General features: G+C 69.8%; 18 protein-coding genes. 9 read left to right on the plus strand and 9 right to left on the minus strand.

The window, feature by feature from the left end; all coding sequences use genetic code 11:
* Positions 1-60: 60 nt before the first annotated feature.
* From ABZT93_RS11645 to ABZT93_RS11665, 5 genes are all read left to right on the plus strand, one after another.
* Positions 61-1,932, plus strand: a complete 1,872-nt coding sequence (locus ABZT93_RS11645) for a sensor histidine kinase (protein ID WP_356102374.1) — start codon at positions 61-63, stop codon at positions 1,930-1,932.
* Positions 1,929-2,618, plus strand: coding sequence for a response regulator (locus ABZT93_RS11650; RefSeq protein ID WP_356102376.1), 690 nt, complete (start codon positions 1,929-1,931; stop codon positions 2,616-2,618). The genes ABZT93_RS11645 and ABZT93_RS11650 overlap by 4 nt, the downstream gene beginning before the upstream one ends.
* Positions 2,619-2,716: 98 nt before the next feature.
* Positions 2,717-4,078, plus strand: a complete 1,362-nt coding sequence (locus ABZT93_RS11655; RefSeq protein ID WP_356102378.1) for an extracellular solute-binding protein — start codon at positions 2,717-2,719, stop codon at positions 4,076-4,078.
* A complete protein-coding gene (locus ABZT93_RS11660; protein WP_356102381.1) occupies positions 4,075-4,935 on the plus strand; it encodes a sugar ABC transporter permease in 861 nt (286 codons plus the stop codon). Before ABZT93_RS11655 ends, ABZT93_RS11660 begins: the two co-directional genes overlap by 4 nt.
* A 4-nt stretch (positions 4,936-4,939) precedes the next feature.
* On the plus strand, positions 4,940-5,767 hold the full coding sequence (locus ABZT93_RS11665; protein ID WP_356102384.1) for a carbohydrate ABC transporter permease: 828 nt from the start codon (positions 4,940-4,942) through the stop codon (positions 5,765-5,767).
* 6 nt (positions 5,768-5,773) lie between these two features.
* Here ABZT93_RS11665 and ABZT93_RS11670 read toward each other — a convergent pair whose 3' ends face one another.
* Positions 5,774-6,229: a PPOX class F420-dependent oxidoreductase gene (locus ABZT93_RS11670; protein WP_356027892.1), complete on the minus strand. Its 456-nt coding sequence runs from the start codon at positions 6,227-6,229 to the stop codon at positions 5,774-5,776.
* Positions 6,230-6,407: 178 nt separating this feature from the next.
* Here ABZT93_RS11670 and ABZT93_RS11675 point away from each other — a divergent pair, with 178 nt between their 5' ends.
* Entirely contained in the window at positions 6,408-7,112 is a 705-nt protein-coding gene (locus ABZT93_RS11675) for a helix-turn-helix transcriptional regulator (protein WP_356102386.1), read from the plus strand.
* A 15-nt stretch (positions 7,113-7,127) separates the two neighbouring features.
* Here ABZT93_RS11675 and ABZT93_RS11680 read toward each other — a convergent pair whose 3' ends face one another.
* On the minus strand, positions 7,128-8,153 hold the full coding sequence (locus ABZT93_RS11680; RefSeq protein ID WP_356102389.1) for an ATP-dependent 6-phosphofructokinase: 1,026 nt from the start codon (positions 8,151-8,153) through the stop codon (positions 7,128-7,130).
* Between the two features lie 197 nt (positions 8,154-8,350).
* Here ABZT93_RS11680 and pta point away from each other — a divergent pair, with 197 nt between their 5' ends.
* From pta to pyk, 3 genes are all read left to right on the plus strand, one after another.
* Positions 8,351-10,441, plus strand: a complete 2,091-nt coding sequence (pta, locus tag ABZT93_RS11685) for a phosphate acetyltransferase (protein WP_356102392.1) — start codon at positions 8,351-8,353, stop codon at positions 10,439-10,441.
* The gene (locus tag ABZT93_RS11690) at positions 10,438-11,646 is read left to right on the plus strand and encodes an acetate kinase (protein ID WP_356102395.1); all 1,209 of its coding nucleotides are present in this window, start codon (positions 10,438-10,440) and stop codon (positions 11,644-11,646) included. Before pta ends, ABZT93_RS11690 begins: the two co-directional genes overlap by 4 nt.
* A 90-nt stretch (positions 11,647-11,736) precedes the next feature.
* Positions 11,737-13,164 (plus strand): pyruvate kinase, encoded by a 1,428-nt coding sequence (pyk, locus tag ABZT93_RS11695; RefSeq protein WP_356102398.1) that lies wholly within the window; start codon positions 11,737-11,739, stop codon positions 13,162-13,164.
* Between the two features lie 71 nt (positions 13,165-13,235).
* On the opposite strand, the gene ABZT93_RS11700 is transcribed toward pyk, so the two are convergent.
* The 7 genes from ABZT93_RS11700 to ABZT93_RS11730 form a co-directional block, all read right to left on the minus strand.
* Positions 13,236-13,643, minus strand: coding sequence for a hypothetical protein (locus tag ABZT93_RS11700; RefSeq protein WP_356102401.1), 408 nt, complete (start codon positions 13,641-13,643; stop codon positions 13,236-13,238).
* A 50-nt stretch (positions 13,644-13,693) separates the two neighbouring features.
* Positions 13,694-18,169, minus strand: a complete 4,476-nt coding sequence (locus ABZT93_RS11705; RefSeq protein ID WP_356102404.1) for a polymorphic toxin type 27 domain-containing protein — start codon at positions 18,167-18,169, stop codon at positions 13,694-13,696.
* A gap of 35 nt (positions 18,170-18,204) precedes the next feature.
* Entirely contained in the window at positions 18,205-19,128 is a 924-nt protein-coding gene (locus ABZT93_RS11710) for a VCBS repeat-containing protein (protein WP_356102407.1), read from the minus strand.
* A 246-nt stretch (positions 19,129-19,374) separates the two neighbouring features.
* On the minus strand, positions 19,375-20,697 hold the full coding sequence (locus tag ABZT93_RS11715) for a hypothetical protein (protein WP_356102409.1): 1,323 nt from the start codon (positions 20,695-20,697) through the stop codon (positions 19,375-19,377).
* Positions 20,687-21,250 carry a DUF6114 domain-containing protein gene (locus tag ABZT93_RS11720; protein WP_356102412.1) on the minus strand — a complete coding sequence of 188 codons (564 nt, stop codon included), beginning with the start codon at positions 21,248-21,250 and terminating at the stop codon, positions 20,687-20,689. The genes ABZT93_RS11715 and ABZT93_RS11720 overlap by 11 nt, the downstream gene beginning before the upstream one ends.
* Before the next feature lie 134 nt (positions 21,251-21,384).
* Positions 21,385-22,038 (minus strand): DUF6230 family protein, encoded by a 654-nt coding sequence (locus ABZT93_RS11725; RefSeq protein WP_356102414.1) that lies wholly within the window; start codon positions 22,036-22,038, stop codon positions 21,385-21,387.
* A gap of 660 nt (positions 22,039-22,698) precedes the next feature.
* Positions 22,699-23,676, minus strand: a complete 978-nt coding sequence (locus ABZT93_RS11730) for a tetratricopeptide repeat protein (RefSeq protein WP_356102417.1) — start codon at positions 23,674-23,676, stop codon at positions 22,699-22,701.
* Between the last annotated feature and the right edge of the window lie 228 nt (positions 23,677-23,904).

Here is a 23,904-nt window from a genome sequence, read left to right on the forward strand (position 1 = left end):
GAGGGCGGTCACCCTTCCGTTCATTTAGTTCACAATCAGCCATGGAGGCACACTGACGACATGCGCATCCCCGTACCGAGACCCCGGAGCCTCGCGGCCCAGCTCTTCGCCATGCAGGCCGTGCTGATCGCCGTGGTCGTGGCGGGGTACGCGCTGTTCACGTATGTCAGTGACCGGAGCCAGGCCGAGGAGACGGCGCGGGTTCAGGCCAGGGCCGTGGCGCGGGCGGTCGCGGACTCGCCGTCCGTGCGGGAGGCGATAGGCACGCCGAAACCCACGGTCGAACTTCAGCCCTACGCGCTCCGCGTCATGGCCGACACCGAGGTCGACTTCGTCACGATCATGAGCCCGCGGGGCATCCGCTGGACCCACCCCGACAAGAGGCAGATCGGCAAGCACTTCCTCGGCAACACCGAGCGCGCGCTCAAGGGCCATACCTTCACGGAGAAGTACAAAGGCACTCTCGGCTACTCCGTCCGCGCGGTCACCCCGGTCAAGGACGACAAGGGGAACGTCATCGGCCTGGTCAGCGCCGGCATCCAGGTCGAGAAGATCAGCGAGCGGGTGCAGGGCCAGCTCACCGCCCTGCTCGCCGTCGCTGGCAGCGCGCTCGCGCTCGGCGCCATCGGCACGTACGTCGTCAACGCCCGGCTGCGCCGCCACACCCACGGCATGAACGCGGCCGAGCTCAGCCGCATGCACGACTACCACCAGGCCGCCCTGCACGCGGTACGGGAGGGGCTGCTGATGCTGGACGGGCAGTACCGTGTCGCGCTGATCAACGACGGCGGACGGGAGTTGTTGGGCGTGTCCTCGCAGGACGGGGTGATCGGGCGGTCGGTGGCGGACCTCGGGCTGCCGGCGCCGCTGACGGGAGCGCTGCTCTCCTCGGAGCCGCGGGTCGACGAGGTCCACCTGACGTCCACGCGGGTCCTGGTCGTCAACACCTCCCCGGTCTCCGGCGGAGAGCAGCGCGGCACTGTGGTCACCCTGCGCGATGTGACCGAACTCCAGTCCCTGATGGGCGAGTTGGACTCCGAGCGCGGCTTCACCCAGGCGTTGCGGTCCCAGGCCCACGAGGCGGCGAACCGGCTGCACACGGTCGTCTCCCTGATCGAACTGGGCCGCGCGGAACAGGCGGTGGAGTTCGCGACCGCCGAACTGGAGCTGGCGCAGGCGCTGACCGACCAGGTCGTGGCGGCGGTCGGCGAGCCCGTCCTTGCCGCCCTGCTGCTGGGCAAGACCGCACAGGCGAACGAGCGGGGCGTGGAGCTGGTCGTCTCGGAGGACAGCCGGCTGGACGACGGGCTGCTTCCGGAGACCCTGCCCGCCCGGGACCTGGTCACGATCCTCGGCAACCTCATCGACAACGCGGTGGACGCGGCGCAGGGCAGCGTACGGGCGCGGGTGACGGTGACGGCGTACACGGAGGGTACGGCGGGCCGCGGGCTGGTCCTGCGGGTCTCGGACACAGGCGCGGGCGTCGACCCTGCCCACGCCGAGGCGGTCTTCCAGCGCGGCTTCTCGACGAAGCCGGCGGGTCCGGGCGGGCGCGGCCTCGGCCTCGCCCTCGTCCGGCAGACGGTCAACCGCTGCAAGGGCACGCTGACCGTGACAGAGGCCGAGGGCGGCGGCGCGGAGTTCGAGGTACGGCTGCCCCTGGACAGCGAGGCCGAGGCCCCCGCAAACGCCACAGCCCCCGACGGCACCACGAGCCCGGAACGCTCCACAGCGCCGGAACACACACCGGGCCCGAAAGGCTCTACGGCCCCCGCAAGCGCCACGGCACCTGAAGGCCCCCCGACGCCGGCCCCCGCAAACACACCGGGCCCGGAACACTCCACGGCCGCCGAAGCCCCCCCGGACGCCCCCCCGCCCCCCAACGGCTCCCCGGTCCCCGGTGGTGCCCCGGTCCCCGGAGGGGACGTATGAGCACGCCGCAGCCCATCCGTGTGCTGGTCGTCGAGGACGACCCGGTCGCCGCCGACGCGCATGTCCTGTACGTCAACCGGGTCACCGGTTTCACGGCCGTGGGCAAGGCCCACACCGGCGCCGAGGCCCGGCGTCTGCTGGACCGTACGCCCGTCGACCTGCTCCTGCTCGACCTGCATCTGCCGGACGGGCACGGACTCCAGCTGGCCCGTTCGCTGCGCGCGGCGGGGCATCAGGCGGACGTGATAGCGGTGACGTCGGCCCGGGACCTGACGGTCGTGCGCGAGGGGGTCTCGCTGGGTGTCGTGCAGTACGTGCTGAAGCCGTTCACCTTCGCCACCCTGCGGGACCGGCTGATCCGGTACGCGGAGTTCCACGCGGCGGCCGGTGAGGCGAGCGGTCAGGACGAGGTGGACCGCGCGCTGGCCACGCTCCGCGCACCGGGCCCGGCCGCCCTGCCCAAAGGGCTCAGCGCACCGACCCTGGAGCGGGTGACGGTGGCCCTGCGGGACTGCGCGGAGGGCCTCACTGCGACCGGTCTCGCCGAGGTGGTCGGCATATCCCGGATCACCGCCCGCCGCTACCTGGAGCATCTGGTCGACGCGGGCCGGGCGGCCCGCAGTCCGCAGTACGGGACGGTGGGGCGGCCGGAGCTGCAGTACCGGTGGGTGAAGGGCCAGCAGTAAGTCCGAGGCGGTGCACGGTCATTGACGGGACTAGACCACCCCTCTTACGTTCACACGGCAGCCGTCCCGGCCACAACGACGTGAGCCCGTAGGAGGACATGCCCGTGCGCCCCACCGCCGTACTTCCCTCCCTGCTCGCCACCGCCCTCGCCGCATCCGCCCTCACCGCCTGCGGTGGCGGTTCCGGCAGCGATCCGGACACCGTGAAGATCTCCTTCAAGCAGTCCACGGACAACTCCATCCACGTGATGGACGACTATCTCGCGGACGTAAAGAAGCAGTTCGAGAAGGCGAACCCCGGCAAGAAGGTCGAGCTCGTCCCGATCAAGGCCCCGGACTCGGAGTACTACACCAAGCTCCAGCAGATGCTCCGTTCCGCGAGGACCGCGCCCGACCTGGTCTACGAGGACACCTTCCTCATCAACTCCGACATCACCAGCGGGTACTTGAAGCCGCTGGACGCCTACCTCGCCAAGTGGCCGGACTGGAACCGGTTCATCGACACCGCGAAGGCCGCGGCGAAGGCCGAGGACGGCAAGACGTACGGCGTCCCGGACGGCACGGACACCCGCGGGCTCTGGTTCGACAAGGGCATCTTCGCCAAGGCGGGCCTGTCCGCGGACTGGCAGCCGAAGACCTGGGACGAGGTCCTCGACGCCGCCCGCACCATCAAACGCAGGGTCCCGGACGTCACGCCCCTCAACGTCTACACCGGCAAGCCCGCGGGCGAGGCCGCCACCATGCAGGGCTTCGAGATGCTGCTCTACGGCACCGAGGACCGCCTGTACGACGACTCCGCCAAGAAGTGGATCGCCGGCAGCCAGGGCTTCAAGGACGCCCTCTCCTTCGTCGAGACGGTCTATCGGGAGAAGCTCGGCCCGGACGTCTCCACCGCCCTCGACCCCAACATCCAGACCATCGTCCGCGGCGACCTGCTCCCCAAGGGCAAGCTCGCCATCGACCTGGACGGCTCCTGGCTCCCGCAGGACTGGCTGCCCGGCAGCGGACACGAATGGCCCGAGTGGTCCGGCGAGTTGGGCCTCGCGTACATGCCGACCCAGCACGGGCAGGCCCCCGGCAAGGTGAGCATGTCCGGCGGCTGGACCTGGTCGATCCCGGCCAAGGCGGGCAACCCCGACCTCGCCTTCGAGTTCGTGAAGACCATGCAGACCAAGGCCAACGCCCAGAAGTGGTACGTCGCCAACTCCGGCATCTCCGTACGCGAGGACGTGGCCGCGGACCCCGCGTACGCCAAGGCCCAGCCCGGCATCAAGTTCTTCACCGACCTGGTCGCGAGCACCCACTACCGGCCCGCGTACCCGGCGTATCCGAAGGTCTCCACCGCGATCCAGGAGGCGATGGAGGGCGTGACGACCGGTGACGTGCCCGTCGAGGAGGCGGCCAGGAGTTACGACGACTCGCTCAAGGAGGCCACGGACAACCAAGTGATCGAAAAGTGAACCTCCGCTCCCTCACCCGCGCCCTCCCCGTCGCCCCCGCGCTCGTCCTGCTGATCCTCTTCCTCGCCGGGCCGATCGCCTACTGCGCCTGGATCGCCTTCACCGACCTCCAGTTGACCGGTCAGGCGCAGTCGTCGTTCATCGGCTTGGAGAACTTCCGTACGGCCTTCAAGGACGAGGAGTTCCTCAACGCCGTATGGCTGACGCTGGTGTTCACGGTCGTGTCGTCGCTGGTCGGGCAGAACACGCTGGGCCTGGCCCTCGCGGCGCTGATGCAGCGCGCCTCGAAGCCCGTGCGCACGCTCACGGGCGGCATCGTGATCACGGCATGGGTGCTGCCGGAGGTCGTCGCGGGTTTCCTGCTCTACGCCTTCTTCCGCAAGGAGGGCACCCTGAACGCCCTGCTCGACCTGCTCCATCTCCCGTCCCAGAACTGGTTGTTCACGCTGCCGATCCTGGCGGTGTCCTTCGCGAACGTGTGGCGGGGCACCGCTTTCTCGATGCTCGTCTACACGGCGGCGCTGGGCGAGATCCCGAAGGAGATCACGGAGGCCGCAGAGGTCGACGGCGCCGGCGGCTGGCGCCGGATGTGGCACATCACCCTGCCGATGATCCGGCGCTCCATCGGCACCAATCTGATGCTCAACACCCTCCAGACCCTGTCGGTGTTCGGGCTGATCTGGGTGATGACCAGGGGCGGTCCGGGCGACAAGAGCCAGACACTGCCCCTGTTCATGTACGAACAGGCCTTCCAGAACAGCATGATCGGCTACGGCACCGCGGTGGCCCTGCTGCTGCTCTTAGTCGGCTCGCTGTTCTCGGTGGTCTACATGCGCCTGCTGCGGACGGAGGTCTGAGGCCGTGTCCGACCGCCGCCGCAACCGCCGACTGGCCGCCGACGCGGGGCTGTTGGCGGTCGCCGCCGCCTTCGTGCTGCCGCTCGCCTGGGTGGTCCTGTCGGCGCTGGACCCGCACGCCGACCTGAGGGTGAAGGTCCCCGACGGTGTCACTCTCGAGAACTTCGACGCCATCCTGACCCCGGAGATCACCTTCACCCCGCTGCTCAACAGCCTGATCCTGTGCGGTGGGGCGACCTTGCTGACGGTGGTCTGCGCGGCCCTCGCGGCCTATCCGCTGTCCCGCTTCCGCTCCCGTCTCAACCGCCCGTTCCTGCTGTCGATCCTCTTCGCGACCAGTCTGCCCATCACGGCGATCATGGTCCCGGTGTACGCCCTGTTCGTGCAGGTCGACCTGATCGACACCTTCCAGGGCACGATCCTGTTCTTCGCCGCCTCCCAACTCCCCTTCGCCATCTGGCTGATGAAGAACTTCATGGACGGCGTGCCGAAGGAGCTGGAGGAAGCCGCCTGGACGGACGGGGCGGGTTCCCTTCAGTCGCTCGTCCGGATCGTGCTGCCCCTCATGGGCCCCGGAGTCGCGGTCGTGACCGTCTTCTCCTTCGTCATGATGTGGGGCAACTTCTTCGTCCCGTTCATGCTGCTGCTCACCCCGGACCAGATGCCGGCCTCCGTCAGCATCAACGAGTTCTTCGGCAACCGCGGCATGGTGGCGTACGGCCGGCTCGCCGCGTTCTCGGTCGTCTACTCGACGCCGGTGATCCTGCTGTACGTGCTGATCGCACGGCGACTGGGAGGAGGGTTCGCGCTGGGCGGGGCGGTCAAGGGATGAGCCGGCTCACGAAGGCAGCACCCCGGGACGGAACGGCTCCACGCCCACGACCCTGCGCACCCGCACCGGCTCGATCAGCAGCATCACCCTTCGCTCCCCCGCCAGCAGCCATGGATAGCGCTCCTCGCCGATGTACTTCCGGGTGAGCCGGTCCATGGAGCGCTCCGCCTCCTCGCCCTCCACGAACCGCACCACCCGGCCCCGGATCTCGACGCGGTCGTAGGGGTTGTCGGGGTCGTGGTGGGAGAGGGAAACGTTCGGATTGCGCCGCAGGTTTTCCTCCTTCACACGTCCGATCGCCGTGTTGACCATGACGTACTCACCTTCGATGTCCGCCCACATGGGCGAGACCTGCGGCGCTCCGTCCGGACCGACCGTGGCGAGATGCCAGAAGTTCGGCGCCAGCAGCCGCTCGCGAATATGCCCCTCTACCTTGCCATTCACTTCGTACACGAAGATCACACCTCTTTCCGGCCACCCGTCCGGGCACCCGGCGCCATCCTCGCCACCGCCCCCGCGCCGGCGACAGAGGATCTTCGGCCAGCCCGAATGCACGGTCGAAACCGTAGGTTCGCACAATCCGTGATCCTGGCCGAACAGACCGTAGTCACCGCACACCGGCGCCCCTAGCTTGTGGGCCGTGCGCCGACCTCCCGCCCTGCCGAACCAGCCCGGACCGCCCTTCGACAACCTCACCGCCCGCAGACTCCGTGCCGCTCTCGGCATGGGGCCCGAGCACGTGGCCTACGGGCTGTGCGTCTCGTACGGGCTCCCCTACGTCACGCCGGATCTCGTCGTCGCCTGGGAGCGCGGGATCGTCTGCCCGACCAGTCCGGAACTCACCGCTCTCGCGGGCGTGCTGTGGTGCTCCCCCGGTGAACTGATCGGCCGTCCCCGCACCCTGCGCGAGCACCGCGTCGCGCGCGGGATCGCCCCCGAGGACGTGGCCCGTGCCGTGGGACTCGAACTGCTCGTCTACCTCGGCATGGAGGAGCACGACGAGTGGCGGGGCACCGACCGCCAGTCCGCCGCCCTCGCCGACCTGCTGGAGCTGAACCTGCCGGACTTCGTCGCCGTCACGGGACGCGAGAAGCGGCTCACCGAATGCCTGCGCGGCGCGGTCTGCACCCGCTGGCAGGCGTACGTCCGTCAAGTCGCCAAGATCGTGCCCCTGGACCGGCGCCTGGTGGAGGAGACCCTGATGGATCTGCACCGGCAGTACCAGGGGCAGATGGTGTCCACGCTGAGCTGGGGCGGAGGCGGCGAACGCTCCGGCGAGGCCGGCCAGGAGTTCCTGGACGAGATCGTGGAGCGCTTCTGGGAGGCGGTCGAGAGACGGCCGTAGCAGCGCCCGGCGGATCTAGAAGACCGACTCCGCCTCGTCCATCCGGTCCTTGGGGACCGTCTTCAGCTCGGTGACCGCCTCGGCGAGCGGCACCATCACGATGTCGGTGCCCCTGAGCGCGGTCATCCTGCCGAACTCGCCCCGGTGCGCGGCCTCCACCGCGTGCCAGCCGAAGCGGGTGGCGAGGACCCGGTCGTACGCGGTGGGCACGCCGCCGCGCTGGACGTGGCCGAGGATGACCGGCTTGGCCTCCTTGCCGAGCCGGCGCTCCAACTCGTACGCCAGTGCCGTGCCGATGCCCTGGAAGCGCTCGTGGCCGAACTTGTCGATCTCGCCCGTGCCGTAGTCCATGCTGCCCTCGGCGGGGTGGGCGCCCTCGGCGACGCAGACCACGGCGAACTTCTTGCCGCGGGCGAAGCGCTCCTCGACCATCTTGACCAGGTCGGCCGGGTCGAAGGGCCGCTCGGGCAGACAGATGCCGTGGGCGCCGGCGGCCATGCCGGACTCCAGCGCGATCCAGCCCGCGTGCCGGCCCATGACCTCGACGACCATCACCCGCTGGTGGGACTCGGCGGTGGTCTTGAGGCGGTCCATGGCCTCGGTGGCGACGCCGACCGCGGTGTCGAAGCCGAAGGTGCGGTCGGTGGAGGAGATGTCGTTGTCGATCGTCTTGGGGACGCCGACGACCGGGAGCCCCGCGTCGAACAGCATGCGGGCGGCCGTGAGGGTGCCCTCGCCGCCGATCGGGATCAGCGCGTCGATGCCGAACTCGTGGATCATGTCGGAGGCGCTCTCGCAGGCCTCGCGCAGCCGGTCGCGCTCCAGTCGGGAGGAGCCGAGGATGGTGCCGCCGCGGGCCAGGATGCCGCTGACGCTGTCCAGGTCGAGGGCGCGGTAGCGGCCGTCCAGGAGGCCGGAGTAGCCGTCCTCGAAGCCGATGACCTCGTCGCCGTAATTGTCGACCGCTCGGTGCACGACCGACCGGATCACTGCGTTCAGACCCGGGCAGTCGCCGCCGGCGGTGAGAACTCCGATGCGCATCGTGCTGTGTCTCCTGCTCGCTGTTGATACCGGTGAGCCTGTCCCGATTCTTTCACGTCCCGCGGAGCACCGTCGCATGCCGTGCTGACGGGCGCCTTATCCATCGACCGGGGTACTGTCAAGAGGGTTTCCGCTCACCTCGGTGGGCGATTTTCATGACCAGTGCGAGTGAGATCCGTGAGAGAGGGAGAGCACGCGTGACCCGCAGCGTGTACGTGACCGGGATCGACCGCGGCGACGGCCGCCAGGTCGTCGAGCTGGGGGTCATGGAGCTGCTGACCCGCCAGGTCGACCGGGTGGGGGTGTTCCGGCCGCTGGTGCACCACAGTCCCGACCGGCTCTTCGAACTGCTGCGCGCCCGCTACCGGCTCTCCCAGGACCCGGCCACCGTGTACGGCCTCGACTACCACGAGGCGTCCGCGCTGCAGGCCGAGCGCGGCACCGACGAGCTGGTCTCCACCCTCGTGGACCGCTTCCACCTGGTGGCCCGCGACTTCGACGTCGTCCTGGTCCTCGGCACCGACTTCGCCGACACCCAGCTCCCGGACGAGCTCTCGCTCAACGCCCGACTGGCCAACGAGTTCGGCGCCTCGGTGATCCCGGTCGTGGGCGGTCGCAAGCAGCCCGCCGAGTCGGTGCTCGCGGAGACCCGCAACGCCTACCGGGCCTACGCCGGCCTGGGCTGCGACGTGCTCGCCATGGTCACCAACCGGGTGGGCCGTGAAGACCGGGACGAGATCGCCGAGCGGCTCCGGGGCCGGGTGCCGGTGCCCTGTTACGTCGTGCCGGACGAGCCCGCCCTCGCGGCGCCGACCGTCGCCCAGATCGGGCAGGCCCTGGGGGCCAAGGTGATCCTCGGGGACGACTCCGGGCTCGCCCGGGACGCGCTGGACTTCGTCTTCGGCGGCGCGATGCTGCCGAACTTCCTGAGCGCCCTGACCCCGGGCTGCCTGGTGGTCACCCCGGGCGACCGCGCGGACCTGGTCGTCGGCTCGCTCGCCGCGCACAGCGCCGGGACCCCGCCGATAGCCGGTGTGGTGCTCACCCTGAACGAGGTGCCGAGCGACGAGGTCCTCACCCTCGCCGCCCGCCTGGCCCCTGGCACCCCGGTGCTCTCGGTGGCGGGCAACAGCTTCCCGACCGCCGCCGAACTCTTCGCGCTGGAAGGGAAGCTGAGCGCGGCCACCCCGCGCAAGGCGGAGACCGCGCTCGGCCTGTTCGAGCGGTACGCCGACACCGCCGAGCTCGCCGGCCGGGTCTCCGCGCCGAGCAGCGACCGCCTCACGCCGATGATGTTCGAGCACAAGCTCCTGGAGACGGCCCGCTCCGACAGGCGCAGGGTGGTGCTGCCCGAGGGCACCGAGCCGCGCGTGCTGCACGCGGCCGAGGTCCTGCTGCGCCGGGGCGTCTGCGACCTCACGCTGCTCGGCCCGGTCGACCAGATCCGCAAGAAGGCCGCCGACCTCGGCATCGACCTCGGCGACTGCCGGCTGATCGACCCGGCGACCTCCGAACTGCGCGACACCTTCGCCGAGAAGTACGCGGCCCTGCGGGCGCACCGGGGCGTCACGGTCGAGCTGGCCTACGACGTCGTCTCCGACGTGAACTACTTCGGCACGCTGATGGTCCAGGAGGGCCTTGCCGACGGCATGGTGTCCGGATCGGTGCACTCCACGGCGGCGACGATCCGCCCGGCCTTCGAGATCATCAAGACCAAGCCGGACGCCGACATCGTCTCGTCGGTCTTCTTCATGTGCCTCGCCGACAAGGTGCTGGTGTACGGCGACTGTGCCGTGAACCCCGACCCCGACGCCGAGCAGCTGGCCGACATCGCCATCCAGTCGGCCGCGACCGCCGAGCAGTTCGGTGTGGAGCCGCGGATCGCGATGCTGTCGTACTCCACCGGTACGTCCGGCTCGGGCGCCGACGTCGACAAGGTGCGCGAGGCCACCGAGCTGGTACGGCAGCGGCGCCCCGATCTCAAGATCGAGGGGCCGATCCAGTACGACGCGGCCGTCGAGCCGACCGTGGCGGAGACCAAGCTGCCGGGCTCCGAAGTCGCGGGCCAGGCCAGCGTGTTGATCTTCCCCGACCTCAACACGGGCAACAACACCTACAAGGCCGTGCAGCGTTCGGCCGGCGCGATCGCCGTCGGGCCGGTGCTCCAGGGCCTGCGCAAGCCCGTCAACGACCTGTCCCGGGGCGCGCTGGTCTCGGACATCGTCAACACCGTCGCCATCACGGCGATCCAGGCCCAGATCCCTACCGCGAAGGCTTCCGCCCAGTGAGCGCCACCCGTGTCCTCGTCCTCAACTCCGGCTCCTCGTCGGTGAAGTACCAGTTGCTCGACATGCGGGACAGCAGCCGGCCGGCCATGGGGCTCGTCGAGCGCATCGGTGAGCAGTCCTCGCGGCTCAAGCACACCCCCCAGGGGGGCGCTTCCCGTGAGTGGACCGGCCCGATCGCCGATCATGACGCCGCGCTGAAGGCCGTGGCGGAGGAGTTGGCGAAGGACGGGCTCGGCCTCGACTCCCCCGAGCTGGCCGCGATAGGCCACCGCGTGGTGCACGGCGGGAAGACCTTCACCGAGCCGACCGTGATCGACGAGGCCGTGCTCGCCGAGATCGAGCGGCTGATCCCGGTGGCCCCGCTGCACAACCCGGCCAACCTCACCGGCATCCGCACCGCGCGGGCGCTGCGCCCGGACCTGCCCCAGGTCGCCGTCTTCGACACCGCGTTCCACACCACGATGCCGGAGTCGGCCGCGCGCTACGCGATCGACGTGGAGACCGCCGACGCGCACCGCGTCCGGCGCTACGGCTTCCACGGCACCTCGCACGCCTACGTGTCCCGGGCGACGGCGAAGCTGCTGGGGAAGGCGCCGGAAGAGGTGAACGTGATCGTGCTGCACCTCGGCAACGGCGCGTCCGCGTCCGCCGTGCGGGGCGGGCGGTGTGTGGACACCTCCATGGGGCTGACGCCTTTGGAAGGGCTCGTGATGGGTACGCGCTCGGGAGACATGGATCCTGCCGTCATCTTCCATTTGATGCGTGTTGGCAAAATGTCCACGGACGAGATCGACACTCTTCTCAACAAGAAGAGCGGGTTGATCGGGTTGTGCGGGGACAACGACATGCGGGAGATCCGCCGCCGGGTCGACGAGGGTGACGAACAGGCGAAGCTCGCATTCGACATCTACATTCACCGGTTGAAGAAGTACATCGGCGCCTATTACGCGGTGCTCGGCCACGTGGACGCGATCGCGTTCACGGCCGGCGTCGGCGAGAACGCGGCACCGGTGCGTGCGGCCGCCATGGCGGGCCTGCAGTCCCTGGGCCTGGCGGTGGACGACGCGCTGAACGCCGTCCGGAGCGACGAGCCGCGACTGATCTCGCCGGCGGATGCCCGGGTGGCGGTGGCCGTGGTGCCCACGGACGAGGAATTGGAAATCGCGACACAGACCTACGCACTGGTCGGAGAAGAAAGCAACTGAGCAGTAACCGCAACTGAGCGCGGCCGCGCCCATTTGTATCTTCCGCCAGACGGAATATTCCGTTGCGAAACAAACCGATAGGATCGCCCCATGCGCCGTTCGAAAATCGTCTGTACTCTCGGCCCCGCGGTCGACTCCCACGAGCAGCTGGTCTCGCTGATCGAGGCCGGCATGAACGTGGCCCGTTTCAACTTCAGCCACGGCTCGCACGCCGAGCACCAGGGGCGGTACGACCGCGTCCGTGCCGCCGCCAAGGAGACCGGCCGCCCCATCGGTGTCCTCGCCGACCTCCAGGGCCCGAAGATCCGCCTGGAGACCTTCGCCGAGGGTCCGGTGGAGCTGGAGCGCGGTGACGAGTTCGTCATCACCGCCGAGGACGTCCCGGGTGACAAGACCATCTGCGGGACGACCTACAAGGGCCTGCCCGGTGACGTCTCCCGTGGCGACCAGATCCTCATCAACGACGGCAACGTCGAGCTGAAGGTCCTGGACGTCGAGGGCCCGCGGGTCAAGACGATGGTCATCGAGGGGGGTGTCGTCTCCGACCACAAGGGCATCAACCTGCCCGGCGCGGCGGTCAACGTGCCCGCGCTGTCCGAGAAGGACGTCGAGGACCTCCGCTTCGCGCTGCGCATGGGCTGCGACATGGTCGCGCTGTCCTTCGTGCGGGACGCCAAGGACGTCGACGACGTCCACAAGGTGATGGACGAGGAGGGCCGCCGGGTCCCGGTCATCGCCAAAGTGGAGAAGCCGCAGGCGGTGGACAACATGGAGGGCGTCGTGATGGCGTTCGACGCCGTCATGGTGGCCCGTGGTGACCTGGCCGTCGAGTACCCGCTCGAGAAGGTCCCGATGGTGCAGAAGCGCCTCATCGAGCTGTGCCGCCGCAACGCCAAGCCGGTGATCGTGGCGACCCAGATGATGGAGTCGATGATCACCAACTCCCGCCCGACCCGCGCCGAGGCCTCCGACGTGGCCAACGCGATCCTGGACGGCGCGGACGCGGTCATGCTGTCGGCGGAGTCGAGCGTGGGCGCGTACCCGATCGAGACCGTGAAGACGATGTCGAAGATCGTCGTCGCGGCCGAGCAGGAGCTGATGTCGAAGGGCCTGCAGCCGCTGGTCCCCGGCAAGAAGCCCCGCACCCAGGGTGGTTCGGTCGCCCGCGCGGCCTGCGAGATCGCCGACTTCCTCGGCGGCCGCGGCCTGGTGGCCTTCACCCAGTCCGGCGACACCGCGCGCCGCCTGTCGCGCTACCGCGCCCAGCAGCCGATCATCGCCTTCACCACCGACGAGAACACCCGCAACCAGCTCACCCTCAGCTGGGGCGTGGAGTCGCACGTGGTGCCGTTCGTGAACACCACGGACGAGATGGTCGACATGGTCGACCAGGAGATCGCCAAGATCAACCGCTTCAACCCGGGCGAGATCGTCATCATCACCGCCGGCTCGCCCCCCGGCGTGGCCGGCACCACCAACATGCTCCGCGTGCACCACATCGGCGGCACGGCGCAGTAGCCGCCGGCGGTACGACAGCGAGGGCGCCCCCTGTGGCAGGGGGCGCCCTCGGGTGTTCTCGGTGTCGGGGATCAGCCGACGGTGCCCGACTCCATGGGGAAGCCCTCGGGCCAGGAGTGGGTGTAGTCGAACAAAGAGGGCTGCTCGAACGTACAGGCGGCCTCACGCCATTCGGGCCGGCCGGAGACGACGAAGTCGCCACCGGCCGGGTCGATCAACCACACGTAGGCGGCGTCCTCCGCGCTGAGGCCATGACGCTCCCTCAGCTCTGCGAAATGAGCTTCGCCTGCCCTGCGGATCCGGAGTCCCTTCTCGTAGATCGGCTTGAGGAGCATCAGCTCCACGTGCCCGAAGTACACCTCGACTCGGGTATCGGTCCCGTCGATCAGAGTGGCGTCACTGCGCAGGATGAGCTGGCGGTGCGACGGGGCGAAGCTCACCACGCGGAACAACCGCCCCTCACGCACGAACTCTGGCATTGCTGCTGTTCTCCCTGTGTCGGGGTTCTCTCGGTCTCTGGGCTCTCGGGTCACATCGCCCAGTCGGGCACGGGCATGTCGGTGACGAGACTCGGCGCTCTTTCGCCCGGCTTGGTCATGTACCAGTCGAAGTCCGTCCATCGTCTCGCGCCGTTGACCACCTTGAGCCGGAGAGTCGCCATCTCCCAGGCGGTGCCGTTGCCGCTCTGTGCGGCCGGCCTCCAGTCATTGCCGATCAGGGGCCTGCCTCGGGCGATGAGCTTCTCCAAGGCATCGGCGGCGTTCTTCGCGTCCGGGACACCGTCGAGCGAGACACTGACTCTCACCCGGGAATTCGACAGGGTGTCCTCCACGGCGACCATCCAGATCGGTCGACCGTCAGAGTTCGGATGCGGCCTGTCGAACAGGTGCTTGTTGTTGAACGTCCGCGCGCCGCCCTTCAGGGTGTCTGCCAGCGTATCGGAGTACGGGTTGATCCCGAGGACGATGTGGTCGCCGTCCTTGACGAGATTCTTGATGATGTCGTCGACGCAGGTGTTGTGAACGAGCACCGGTGTCGGGCCCGCGTACACGTAGTACGTGTGATTGTCCGCGACCTGGAAGTTGAAGACCTGGACGGCTCCGGCGGCAACGGACGTACCGGTGACCGTGTCCTTGCCCCCGTCCAGGGTCTGGAAGGCGTCGCCGGAGCGAAGGTCACGGGCCTCGGTCCAGCCCCGGTCCCGGACCCAGTAGGGGTGGTTCTCCGTGGACTGGACCGTGCCGTGCGCCGTCTCTACGCGGACCAGCCGATCGACGACCCGGTGGAACAGCTGGGTGACGGGCTTGAGGGACTTCTCGCCGGTCCGCTGGTCCATGGACCAGACCCGGTCGCCGAGTTCGATGTCCTCGATGTTCTTCGAACCGTCGGCGGTGGCGACTTTCGTCCCGGCCGGGAAGCACATGGAGAGCAGGGCCTGCATCCCCGCCTCCTCCAGCCGGGCGATGGCGGAGGCCGCCAGGCCCGACCCGCGCAGGCTCCACATGGCCGCGCCCAGCCCGGCCCCGCCACGCATGGCCGTCCGGACCGCGAACGCCGCCTCCGCCGCCTTCACCAGCAGGCCCGGGATGATGATGCTGCCGAACAGCCAGGCGCAGCTGCTGAGCTTGCCCTTGGAGCAGCCGACGATGTCCGCGACGGCCCCGGTGGCGACCGCCTTGAGGACGGACTCGGTGAGCTTGATCCCGTCGATGTGGACGTTCTTCTCCTTGAACTTGACGTCCAGGGGAGAGCTCGTGAGGTAGTCGCGCTGGATCGCCGAGCCGCAGTGGGCGCGGTCCACACCGGGCAGCGGGCAGGACTCGACGTAGAAGTCCATCTCGCCGTAGATGTGGAATTCCAGGTCGATCTCGCAGCCGATGTCGCCACCGGAGTGGCTGCCCACGCAGTCGCTCAGCGGGTTGATGTCGACCTTGGAGTCGCCGCTGGGCTTCATCACGACGCCCTCGACACCGGTGCCGCCGCCGTCGGCGGTGCGCTCCTGCTCCTTGCGGTCCTCGAAGTCGACCTGCTGGGTGCGGATGGCGGCCTCGGCGGCCTCCACGGCGAGGTTGCGGGCGTTGGCCGCGGCGGCCTCGGCCTCGGTCGCGTCCTGTTCCGCCTTGTCGGCGACGGACCGGGCGGTGGAGGCGTCGGCCTCGGCCGCGTCGGCCGCGCTGCGGGCGCTCGCCGCGTCCCGCTCGGCGTCGTCGGCGGAGGCGTCCGCGTCGGTGGCGTAGCCGTCGGCCGCGGTGGCCGCGGTCTGCGCGGCGGCGGCGTCGGCCACCGCCTGCTTGTCGTACTCGACGGTGTTGGCCTCGGACCGCTGAGCCGCCTTGGCGGAGCCGGCGGCCGCGTCCGACGAGGCCTGCGCCGCCGCGGCGGAGGTGCTGGCCTGCGCGGCCCACTCCGCAGCGTTCGCCGCCGCCTCCGCCGCCGCCTTCGCGTCGGCATTCGCCTGGGCCGCGAGCGCCTTGGCCTCGGCGGCCGCCTTCTTGGCCTGAGCCGCCTTGGCGTTGGCGACGGCGACCTGCTGCTGGGCGGCCGTCTTCGCGGCCTGACCGGTCAGCACCGCGAGACCCGCGGAGGAGTCGGTCTCCGCGTACGGGGAGCCCAGCTCGATGGCGTCGTTGGCGGGTTTGACGACCTTCGCCGCCGAGTCCCGGGCGGCCGCGGCGGCCTGCGCGGTGGAGTACGCGTGCCCGGCGGTGCGGATCGCGTCGGCGCCCGCGAGGGAGGCTTCGGAGCGGGCGACCAACGCGTCACCGCGCGCCTTGGCGGCGGCCTTCTGCGCGGCCTCGGCCTCGGCCTTGGCGGCGATCGCGTTCCACTTGGCGGCACGGGACGCGGCGATCGCGTCGGCGGCGGCCGCGTGGGCCTTGGTCACCGCGGCCCCGGTGATGGCGACATCGCGCTGGGCGCCGTCCGCGGCGGCCTGGGCGCGCTTGGCCGCCCCCTGGGCCCTGGTGGCCGCCTCTCGCGCGTTAGTGGCCGCCGCGGTGGCCTCGTTCGCCGCCTGGCGGGCCTGTGTGGCCGCGGCCGTGGCGTCGTCGGCCGCCGAGCGTGCCTTGGTGGCGGCCTGCCGGGCCTCGATGGCGTCGGCGGTGCCGTCCACGGCGGCGAGCAACGCCTCCGCGGCCTCCGCCTTGGCGACCAGGGCGTCACGGCGGTCCTCGGCGGCGAGCGCGCCGTTGCGAGCGTTCTTCGCCCGGTTCTCGGCGGCGAGCGCGGCGTCCTTCTTGTCGGCGGCCGTACCGCCCGCGGCCTGCGCGTCGGACAGCTTGTCGGCGGCGATCTGCCGCTGGGACTGGGCGCGGCCCTCGGCTTCGTGCGCCTTCTGCCGCTCGGCGGCGGCGAGGTCCGCCTGCGACTTGGCGTAGTCCCGCTCGGACTCGGCCTTCTGCCGCTTGGCCCTCGCGTCGGCAGCCGCGGTCTTGGCGGTCTGCTCGGCCGCCTTCGCCTTGTTCTCGGCGGCCTTGGCCTCGGAGGCGTGCTTGGCCGCCTCCTCCGCCTGCGCCGCGGCCCCCTCGGCGGCGGCCTTGGCCTGGGCCTCGGCCTCCTGCGCGGCGATGCGCCGGAACTCCGCCTTGGCCGCGTGCGCCTGGGTGTTGGCGAGGGAGTCGAGCGTCTTGCTGTCGGCGGCGGAGGCGCGGGTCGCGTTGAACGCCGTCTCCACGGCCTTCGCCGCGGCCTGGGTGGCCGCCGCCGACGCCTTGGCGACCTGCGCGGCCTGCTGGCCGTACAGCAGACCCCGGCCGCGCGGCAGACCGGCCGCGTCGGCGATGCCGTACGCCTGCGTCTGCGCCTGGGTGACCGCGTCGGCCTGCGTCTTCGCGGACAGCGCGGCGCGGGAGGCGACGTAGAGGCGGCCGCCGGCCCGGCCCTGGGCGTCCGTGATCCACTTCTTGACCTGGGTGAACTCGGCCGTGGTCGGGTAGTCGTTCGGGTGGTCGGCGGGCTTCTGGCCGGTCCAGTAAGCCTGCCAGTCCGTGAGCCGGCTCGCGATCAGCGACTGGGCGAGGGCCTCACCGAGCGCCTGCGAGGCCGTCGACAGGTCGGCGTTGGCCTGCTTCTCGGCCCGGATGATGGCGTCCCGCTGGGTCTTCTGCCCGTCGATCTCCGACTGCCACTCGGTGTGGGCCGTGGCGATCTCGTCGCCGAGCACCTGGTGGGGGTCCTGGGGGTCGGTGTACGCGCAGGACGCGAAGCGGGCCTTGAGGTTCTCCACGTCGATCCGGAACTCCATCGAGTCCGGGTCGGGAGCGGTGGTCGGGAAACCGCCGTACTGGAGGAAGAGCCGGGCGTCGTCGGCGTACATGTCGTGCATGAACTGCAGCGACTCCCACGCCTGGCGGTCCTCGTAGTCCTCGTAGGCGTCCGGAGAGTAGCGGGCCTTGTAGACGGCGGTGGCCGCGTCGACGGACGTCTTGTTCGCCAGGGGGTGTGGGTCGACGTAGAAGTCGCCTTCCTGCTTCCAGAACTGGGCGGCGACCCAGGACGACAGACCGACCTTGGCGAAGGGGTCGTCCTTGTCCTCCACCCACGTGAAACCGGTGTAGGTGTAGGGCGGGGGCGGGTTCTGGACGCCGAGGGACGCCTCCCACACGCGGGGGCGGGCGGCCAGCTCGTCCATCTTGGCGTCGGCGGCGGCCTTGTCCTTCTCGTACGCCGTGTGGAGTGCGGTGGTCTTCCAGTAGGACGGGTCTGCGGCCGTGTGCAGTTGGTCCTCGGTGCCGATGAGGCCGGCCCGCGCGGTCTCCTTCATCGCGGGGCCGCCCTTGCGCAGGGCCCCGCTGAGGAGGCACTGCTCCTGGCGGACGCGCTCGGCGGCCTTCGCGTCGAAGGCGGTGGGTACGGGGTCGGCGGTGCTCGCGGTCCGCTCGGACTGCCCGGCGAGGTCGGGGAGTTGACCACCCGTCACCGCGATGGCGGCGGCCACGGCCATGGCGGTCAAGGGCAGGAAACGGGATCTCGGGAAGAGCCCCCGTCTGCGTGTGTTCGTACGCATGGGAAACCTGTCTGTGAGAACGGCGGAAAGGGGGCTCAGAACAGGAGGTTGTACTGGGTCCAGCCGCTGGTGCCGATCTGCACACGGGCACTGAAGGGGGCGGTGGCGGAGCCGGTGCCCTTGTAGAGCCACAGGGCGCCGGCGGAGTCGACGGCCATCAGGTCCGTCTTGCCGTCGCCGGTGTTGTCGCCGGTCGACACGACCGCGGTGTAGTCCTTCCAGCCGGTCGTGGCCGCGGTGACGGAGGTGCCGAGGACCCCGTCGGCGGTGGCCTTGCCGGTGCCGGGGTAGATCAGCAGGCTGCCGGTGCTGTTGCGGGTGATGAGGTCGGCGATGCCGTCACCGGTGTAGTCACCGCGTCCGGCGATGACGCTCATGCCGTTCCAGCCGGTGGAGTCCTTCATCCGGACCCGGGCGGCGAGGGTGCCGTCGGCCTTGCCCTGGTAGAGCCACAGCTGGCCGTCGGTGCCGCGGGCGACCAGGTCGGGCTGGGCGCTGCCTGCCATGTTCCCCACGGAGACGAGGAGGTTGTACTGGTCCCAGCCGGTCCCCAGCACCTTGGTGTCGTTGCCGCGTTCGGCGGTGTAGTAGAGGGTGCCGCCGATCCGGAAGTAGAGGTCGTTGCCGCGGCCGTTGTCGGAGACATTGGCCTGGGCGAGCGCGGTGGCCACGGAGTAGCCGGTGCCGAGGTCGGCGCGGGCCTTCCAGCCGCCGGTGCCCTTGGCCTCGTAGTCCCAAAGGTGGCCGTCCTTACCGCGGGCGAGGAGCGGGAGGAGGCCGGTGCCGTCGGCAGCGGCCTGCTGGAGGAGAGGGGCGCCGTCGGTGGCGGCCGCTTCCGCGGGACGCGGTCCGGGTGACTCGGTGTGCGCTGTCGTGAGCGCGACCACGGTGGTCACGGCGCCCGCGAGAGCGAGAGCGGCCGCCCGGCGCAGGGGGCGGCTGAGGGAGATGCGTATCAAGGCGAGAGGTTCCCGTCGGTGGGGTCGGCGGGGACCCGCACGCGCACACCAAGACGCCGTGAACACAGGTCAGGTGTTCCCCGGTGCCGCCCCCGCGCCGCGTCTGGTCATGTCCACGGCACGTGCAACCGTAGGGAACCATGTGGATTCTGTGAAGGGATTTTTCACGACTGTGCCCCGCCGGGCCGGGCCCGGCGGGGCACAGTCTTTCTGCGGCTCCCGGAAAGGTTCGTGTGGGGGCGGCGCTCAGCCCTCGCTGTACTGGCGCATCCCTGGCACGGTCAGCGTTCCGCCGTACTGGGCGGCCTGCTGGACGGTCACATTGGTGAAGTAGATGATCGGGATGTTCAGCGGCGGGGGGCTGTCCGGGCTGAACGTGAGCGGGATCAGCCCCAGCAGGTTGCCGGAGATGCTCTCGGTGTACATGACCGTCTTGTCGCCGGTGATCGTTGACTTCGAACCCTTGCCCGCCTGCACGTGATACGTCGTGCCGCGGTCGGTGACCGTCTGGTGGAGGTCACCGATCTCGGTGCCGCCGGATATGACGTACTTCAGGACCTTCTTGGTCTTGCCGCTCGCGGTCCTGACCTTGACAACACCCTGGTAGTCCGCGTCCTTGAGGAGCAGCGAACTGGCCTTCAGGGTCCAGGAGTTGTCCGCCACCGTGATACCGGGCTCGGTGTCGCCCACGTCGTCCGTGGCGGCCGGGCAGTCCTCCGGGTCGGTGCCGGCGCTCGCCGAGGGGCTCGGGGAGGCCGTGGCGTCGGCCGCAGCCTCTTCCGCCGCCTTCGTGGTGTCCTCGACGGCTTTGGTGGTGTCCTCGGCCGCCTTGGACGCCGTGTCGGTCGTGTCCTTCACGGTGTCCTTGACCGTGTCGGTGACCTTGTCGGTCGTCTCCTTGACGGGGTCCGTGGCGCTCTGGGAGGCGGAGGCGGACGGAGTCGGGGTGGCGCTCGGCTCACTCGCGGTCGAACTCGACGAGGAGTTGCCGCCGGTGAAGATCCCGGTGATCGCGTCGCCTATGTCCGTCAGCAGGTTGCCGTCGTCGCTCGCGGAGGCGGAGGGGGACGGCGTCGCGGTGTCGGAGCCCGAGCTCGTGGAGGAGGAGCCGCTCTCCTCCGTCTCCTTGCTCGCGGAGGCGGACGGCGAGGGTGTCGGCGTGGCTTTGTCGTCGGAACCTGAACCCGACGAGGAGGAGCCGCCCGAGCCGGAGTCCGATGCCGAGCCGGCGGAGGCCGAGGGGGACGGGGTCGCGGTGGCGTCGTCGGAGTCGCCCGAGGGGCTCGCCGACGCGGACGGCGAGGCGCTGCCGTCCAGTGCCGCGACACAGTCCTTGTACTCGTCCGCCGTCAGGCTCTTGGCGGTCGGTGCGTCATCGGCCAGCGCGAGCGTCGGTGTGAACCCGATGCCCATGAGGACGGCCGTCGGCATCGCCGCCATGGCTATCGCCTTGCCGGCCGGCATGTGGAACCTGGTGATCAGCGGCTTCTTGGGTGCCGCGTGGCGGGGCCCGGATCTCGCACGGGAGGCCTCAACGTCAGCCCCGTGGGTCGCCTCGTCAGCCGGCACTGTGCCTCCCGTTCGCCCCGTTGACCGGGCTCGTTCCTGACAGATCGTTCGGCTCGCCCACTGGGTCCACCGGCCGCAGGAGCGTGGTGTCGTAGTCCGTGGCCTCGGGCGCGCCGCCCTCACCGGTCGTGTCCTGGACGGCCGGCTCCTCCGCGGGCGGTACACCCGGCGCCCACGCCACGGCCATCGCCCCGCCGAACAGCGCCAAGAGGAAGCCGACGATGAAGCCGCCGAAGTTGGAGACGGGGAGGGACACCAGCCCGAGCATGATCGCCGCGACACCCGCGAAGGTGCGTACGTGCTTCTGGAACCAGAGGGTGATGCCCAGGACGACGAGCAGTACGCCGATGATCAGGGATCCCGCGCCCGCCGTGGTGGCCATGGCGATGGTCAGGCCACCGAGCTTGAGGTGCGCATACGGGAAGTACATGATCGGAAGTCCGCTGATCATGACGAACAGCCCCGCCCAGAACGGACGGGTGCCCCGCCAGGCGCGGAACTGCTGCCTCCGGCGGTCGAACTGGCCGGGCGCGGCAGGACTCTCGGCGCTCATGGAAAACAGCTCCCTGGTGCGGCGTTGCTCTTGATGAGGGTGTATCGCGATGATGAAGGTGGGGGATGTGAAGGCGACGGGCGGGAGATGGCAGGCGGGGGACCGTAACGGCTCCCCCGCCCGTCACTGAGCGCCTAGTAGCACTCGATCCCGTCGCCGCTGCCCCAGCTCAGACCCATGTGGAGGTCGGAGAGCTTGAAGGTGCCGGCCGTGGTGGCCCACGCCGTCTGCTTCACATCGGTCAGCACGGCCTTGTCGGCCTGCTGGGCGAACCCGAACGGGTTGGACTGCTCCCCGTCCGCGGTCTTGGGCTTCGGGGTGTTCCCCTTGGTGGTCCCGGCGGGGACACCGATGTTGATGCCCGAGAACACGGCATCTTTCGCGTCGAGGTTGGCGACATCGATGTAGATCTTGTCGGCCTCGACCGCCGTGCCCTTGTCACCCGCGGTCAGCTTCAGGGTGACCGACTTGTTCAGGAACGGAACCGGGGTGACCACGGACTGGCACATGTTGGTGATCGTGGCGTGGTCGAACGCCGACACCGACACCGGGTGCGCCTGGTCCTTGCCGTCAAGACCCTTGCCGGAGTCTATGGCGCCGTACTGGTTCATGTCGTAGCCGACGAGCTGGCCGGCCCGGACCTTGAACTCCTGCCCCGACACACTGAACGACGCGGCGAGCGCGCCCTGCGCGAGGGCCACACCTACCACTGCCGTGGCGGCGACGCTGGGCACCATGACCACAGCGAACCGCTTCCATCTTGTCCCGCCACGCACCTGGGACTCCATATTTCCTCCTTCTCGGACGTACATCTCCTGACCCTGACTGCCCTCTCGAAAGGACGGCTCAGCCGGGCAGGGATGGGAGAAGTGCTACGTCCTCGGGAAGGAGAGCGCCTGCCTTCGGAGGCGCGAACCGCGCACCGATCACCGGCGATCACCCCCGAGCGACAACCACTGGTCGCGCCTGACACACATCACGCACAACCTTGCTGGACAGGCTTCGCCGGATGGGCGAAGACCCCCCTGTCCAAGAACCGGCGCACCTGCCGCCGGCTCTGCTCGGTGGGGACCCACGGAATCCCGCGGCCCGACCGGCTGTCGGGGTACGGGAAAGGACCGAGCGTCGCCGATCGTGGTGCATTCTCGCCGCCCGCACAAGGGGCTTCGTTACTCGGTAGTAACGGCGGGATAACCGAACAACGACCCACCGGTCTCGGTCGGCGACGCTGGGTGGCAAACAGGGGGAGGACAAAGCAGTTGATCGATGGACAGAATCCGACAGATCAACGCCCTTGGCTTACTGGAAGTAACAGCGGCCGCGATTGCCAAGTTTTGGCAAAGCGCGGCCGCAGTGACCCCCTGGTGGCCAATCTTTCACTCCGGCATCACATGCCGTGGTGTTTAGCGACTGGTCAGAACCGGGCTCACGCCCCGCTCGGATTCCGCTCAGAACAGGGCACGGGACAGCGCCCTGCGGGCCGCCGACACCCGCGGATCGTCGGCACCGACCACCTCGAAGAGCTCAAGTAGCCGAATCCTTACGGTGTCCCGCTCGTCACCCGCCGTGCGCTGCACGGTGTCGATGAGCCGCCCGAACGCGTCCTCCACATGGCCGCCGACCAGATCCAGGTCCGCGGCGGCGATCTGTGCCTGCGCGTCACCCGGCTTCTCGGCCGCCTCCTTGCGCGCCTGCTGCGGGTCGAGACTCTGCACCCGCTGGAGCAACTCGGCCTGTGCGAGCCCCAGTTTGGCCTCGCTGTTGCCGGGGTCGTCACTCAGTACGTTCTTGTACGCCTGGACGGCACCGCCGAAGTCCCCCGCGTCCAGGGCGCGTACGGCGGCTTCGAGGAGCGCGTCGTACGGTCCCGCGGGCACGGCCGCGGGCTGCGGAGCGGCGCCCGGCTGGGCCTCCGGGTCGACGGTGAGGCCGGTCAGCCCGAAGCGCTGCTCGGCGACCTGCACCAGCTGGTCCAGGGTCTGCTGGATCTGCTCCTTGCCCGCCGCGCCCTGGAAGAGCGGCAGGGCCTGGCCGGCCACCACCGCGAAGACTGCGGGGATCCCCTGGATGCCGAACTGCTGCATCAGCATCTGGTTGGCGTCGACGTCGATCTTGGCGAGGAGCAGGCGTCCGTTGTACTCGACGACGAGCTGCTCCAGCACCGGGCTCAGCTGCTTGCAGGGCTCGCACCACTCGGCCCAGAAGTCGATGACGACCGGGACCTCGGTGGACCGCTGCAGGACATCGCGCTCGAAGCCCGCCTCGTCTACGTCGATGACGAGATCGGACGGGGAGACGGCACCGGGCCCGCCGCCCTGCCTGGCCGCTTCGGCCCGCGCCTGCTCCGCCTTCGCCTTGGCCTCCTGGGCCGCTTTCACCGCGGCGAGGTCGACGACTCCGCTCATGGACATGTTCCGTGGCTGCATGCGTCTATCCTCCCCCGTACACGCGCGTGTGTGAAAAGCGATGTGAAAGCCGGTCGTGCAGCGCGGTCCTGACGCCGGGTCCCCACCCCACGCCGTGCGTGCCGTCGCCCGCGTACGTCCGTCGCGAGCTTTCGCTACGAGTCGTAGCGTAATGGCACCGAGTGCCTGCCCGGTACCCCACCCCGGTGATCTCCCTCACTGCCCCACAAGAACGGCCGGTTATGGTCG

This window comes from Streptomyces sp. NPDC005303, assembly GCF_040607335.1.
In the GTDB taxonomy this organism is placed as follows: Bacteria; Actinomycetota; Actinomycetes; order Streptomycetales; family Streptomycetaceae; genus Streptomyces.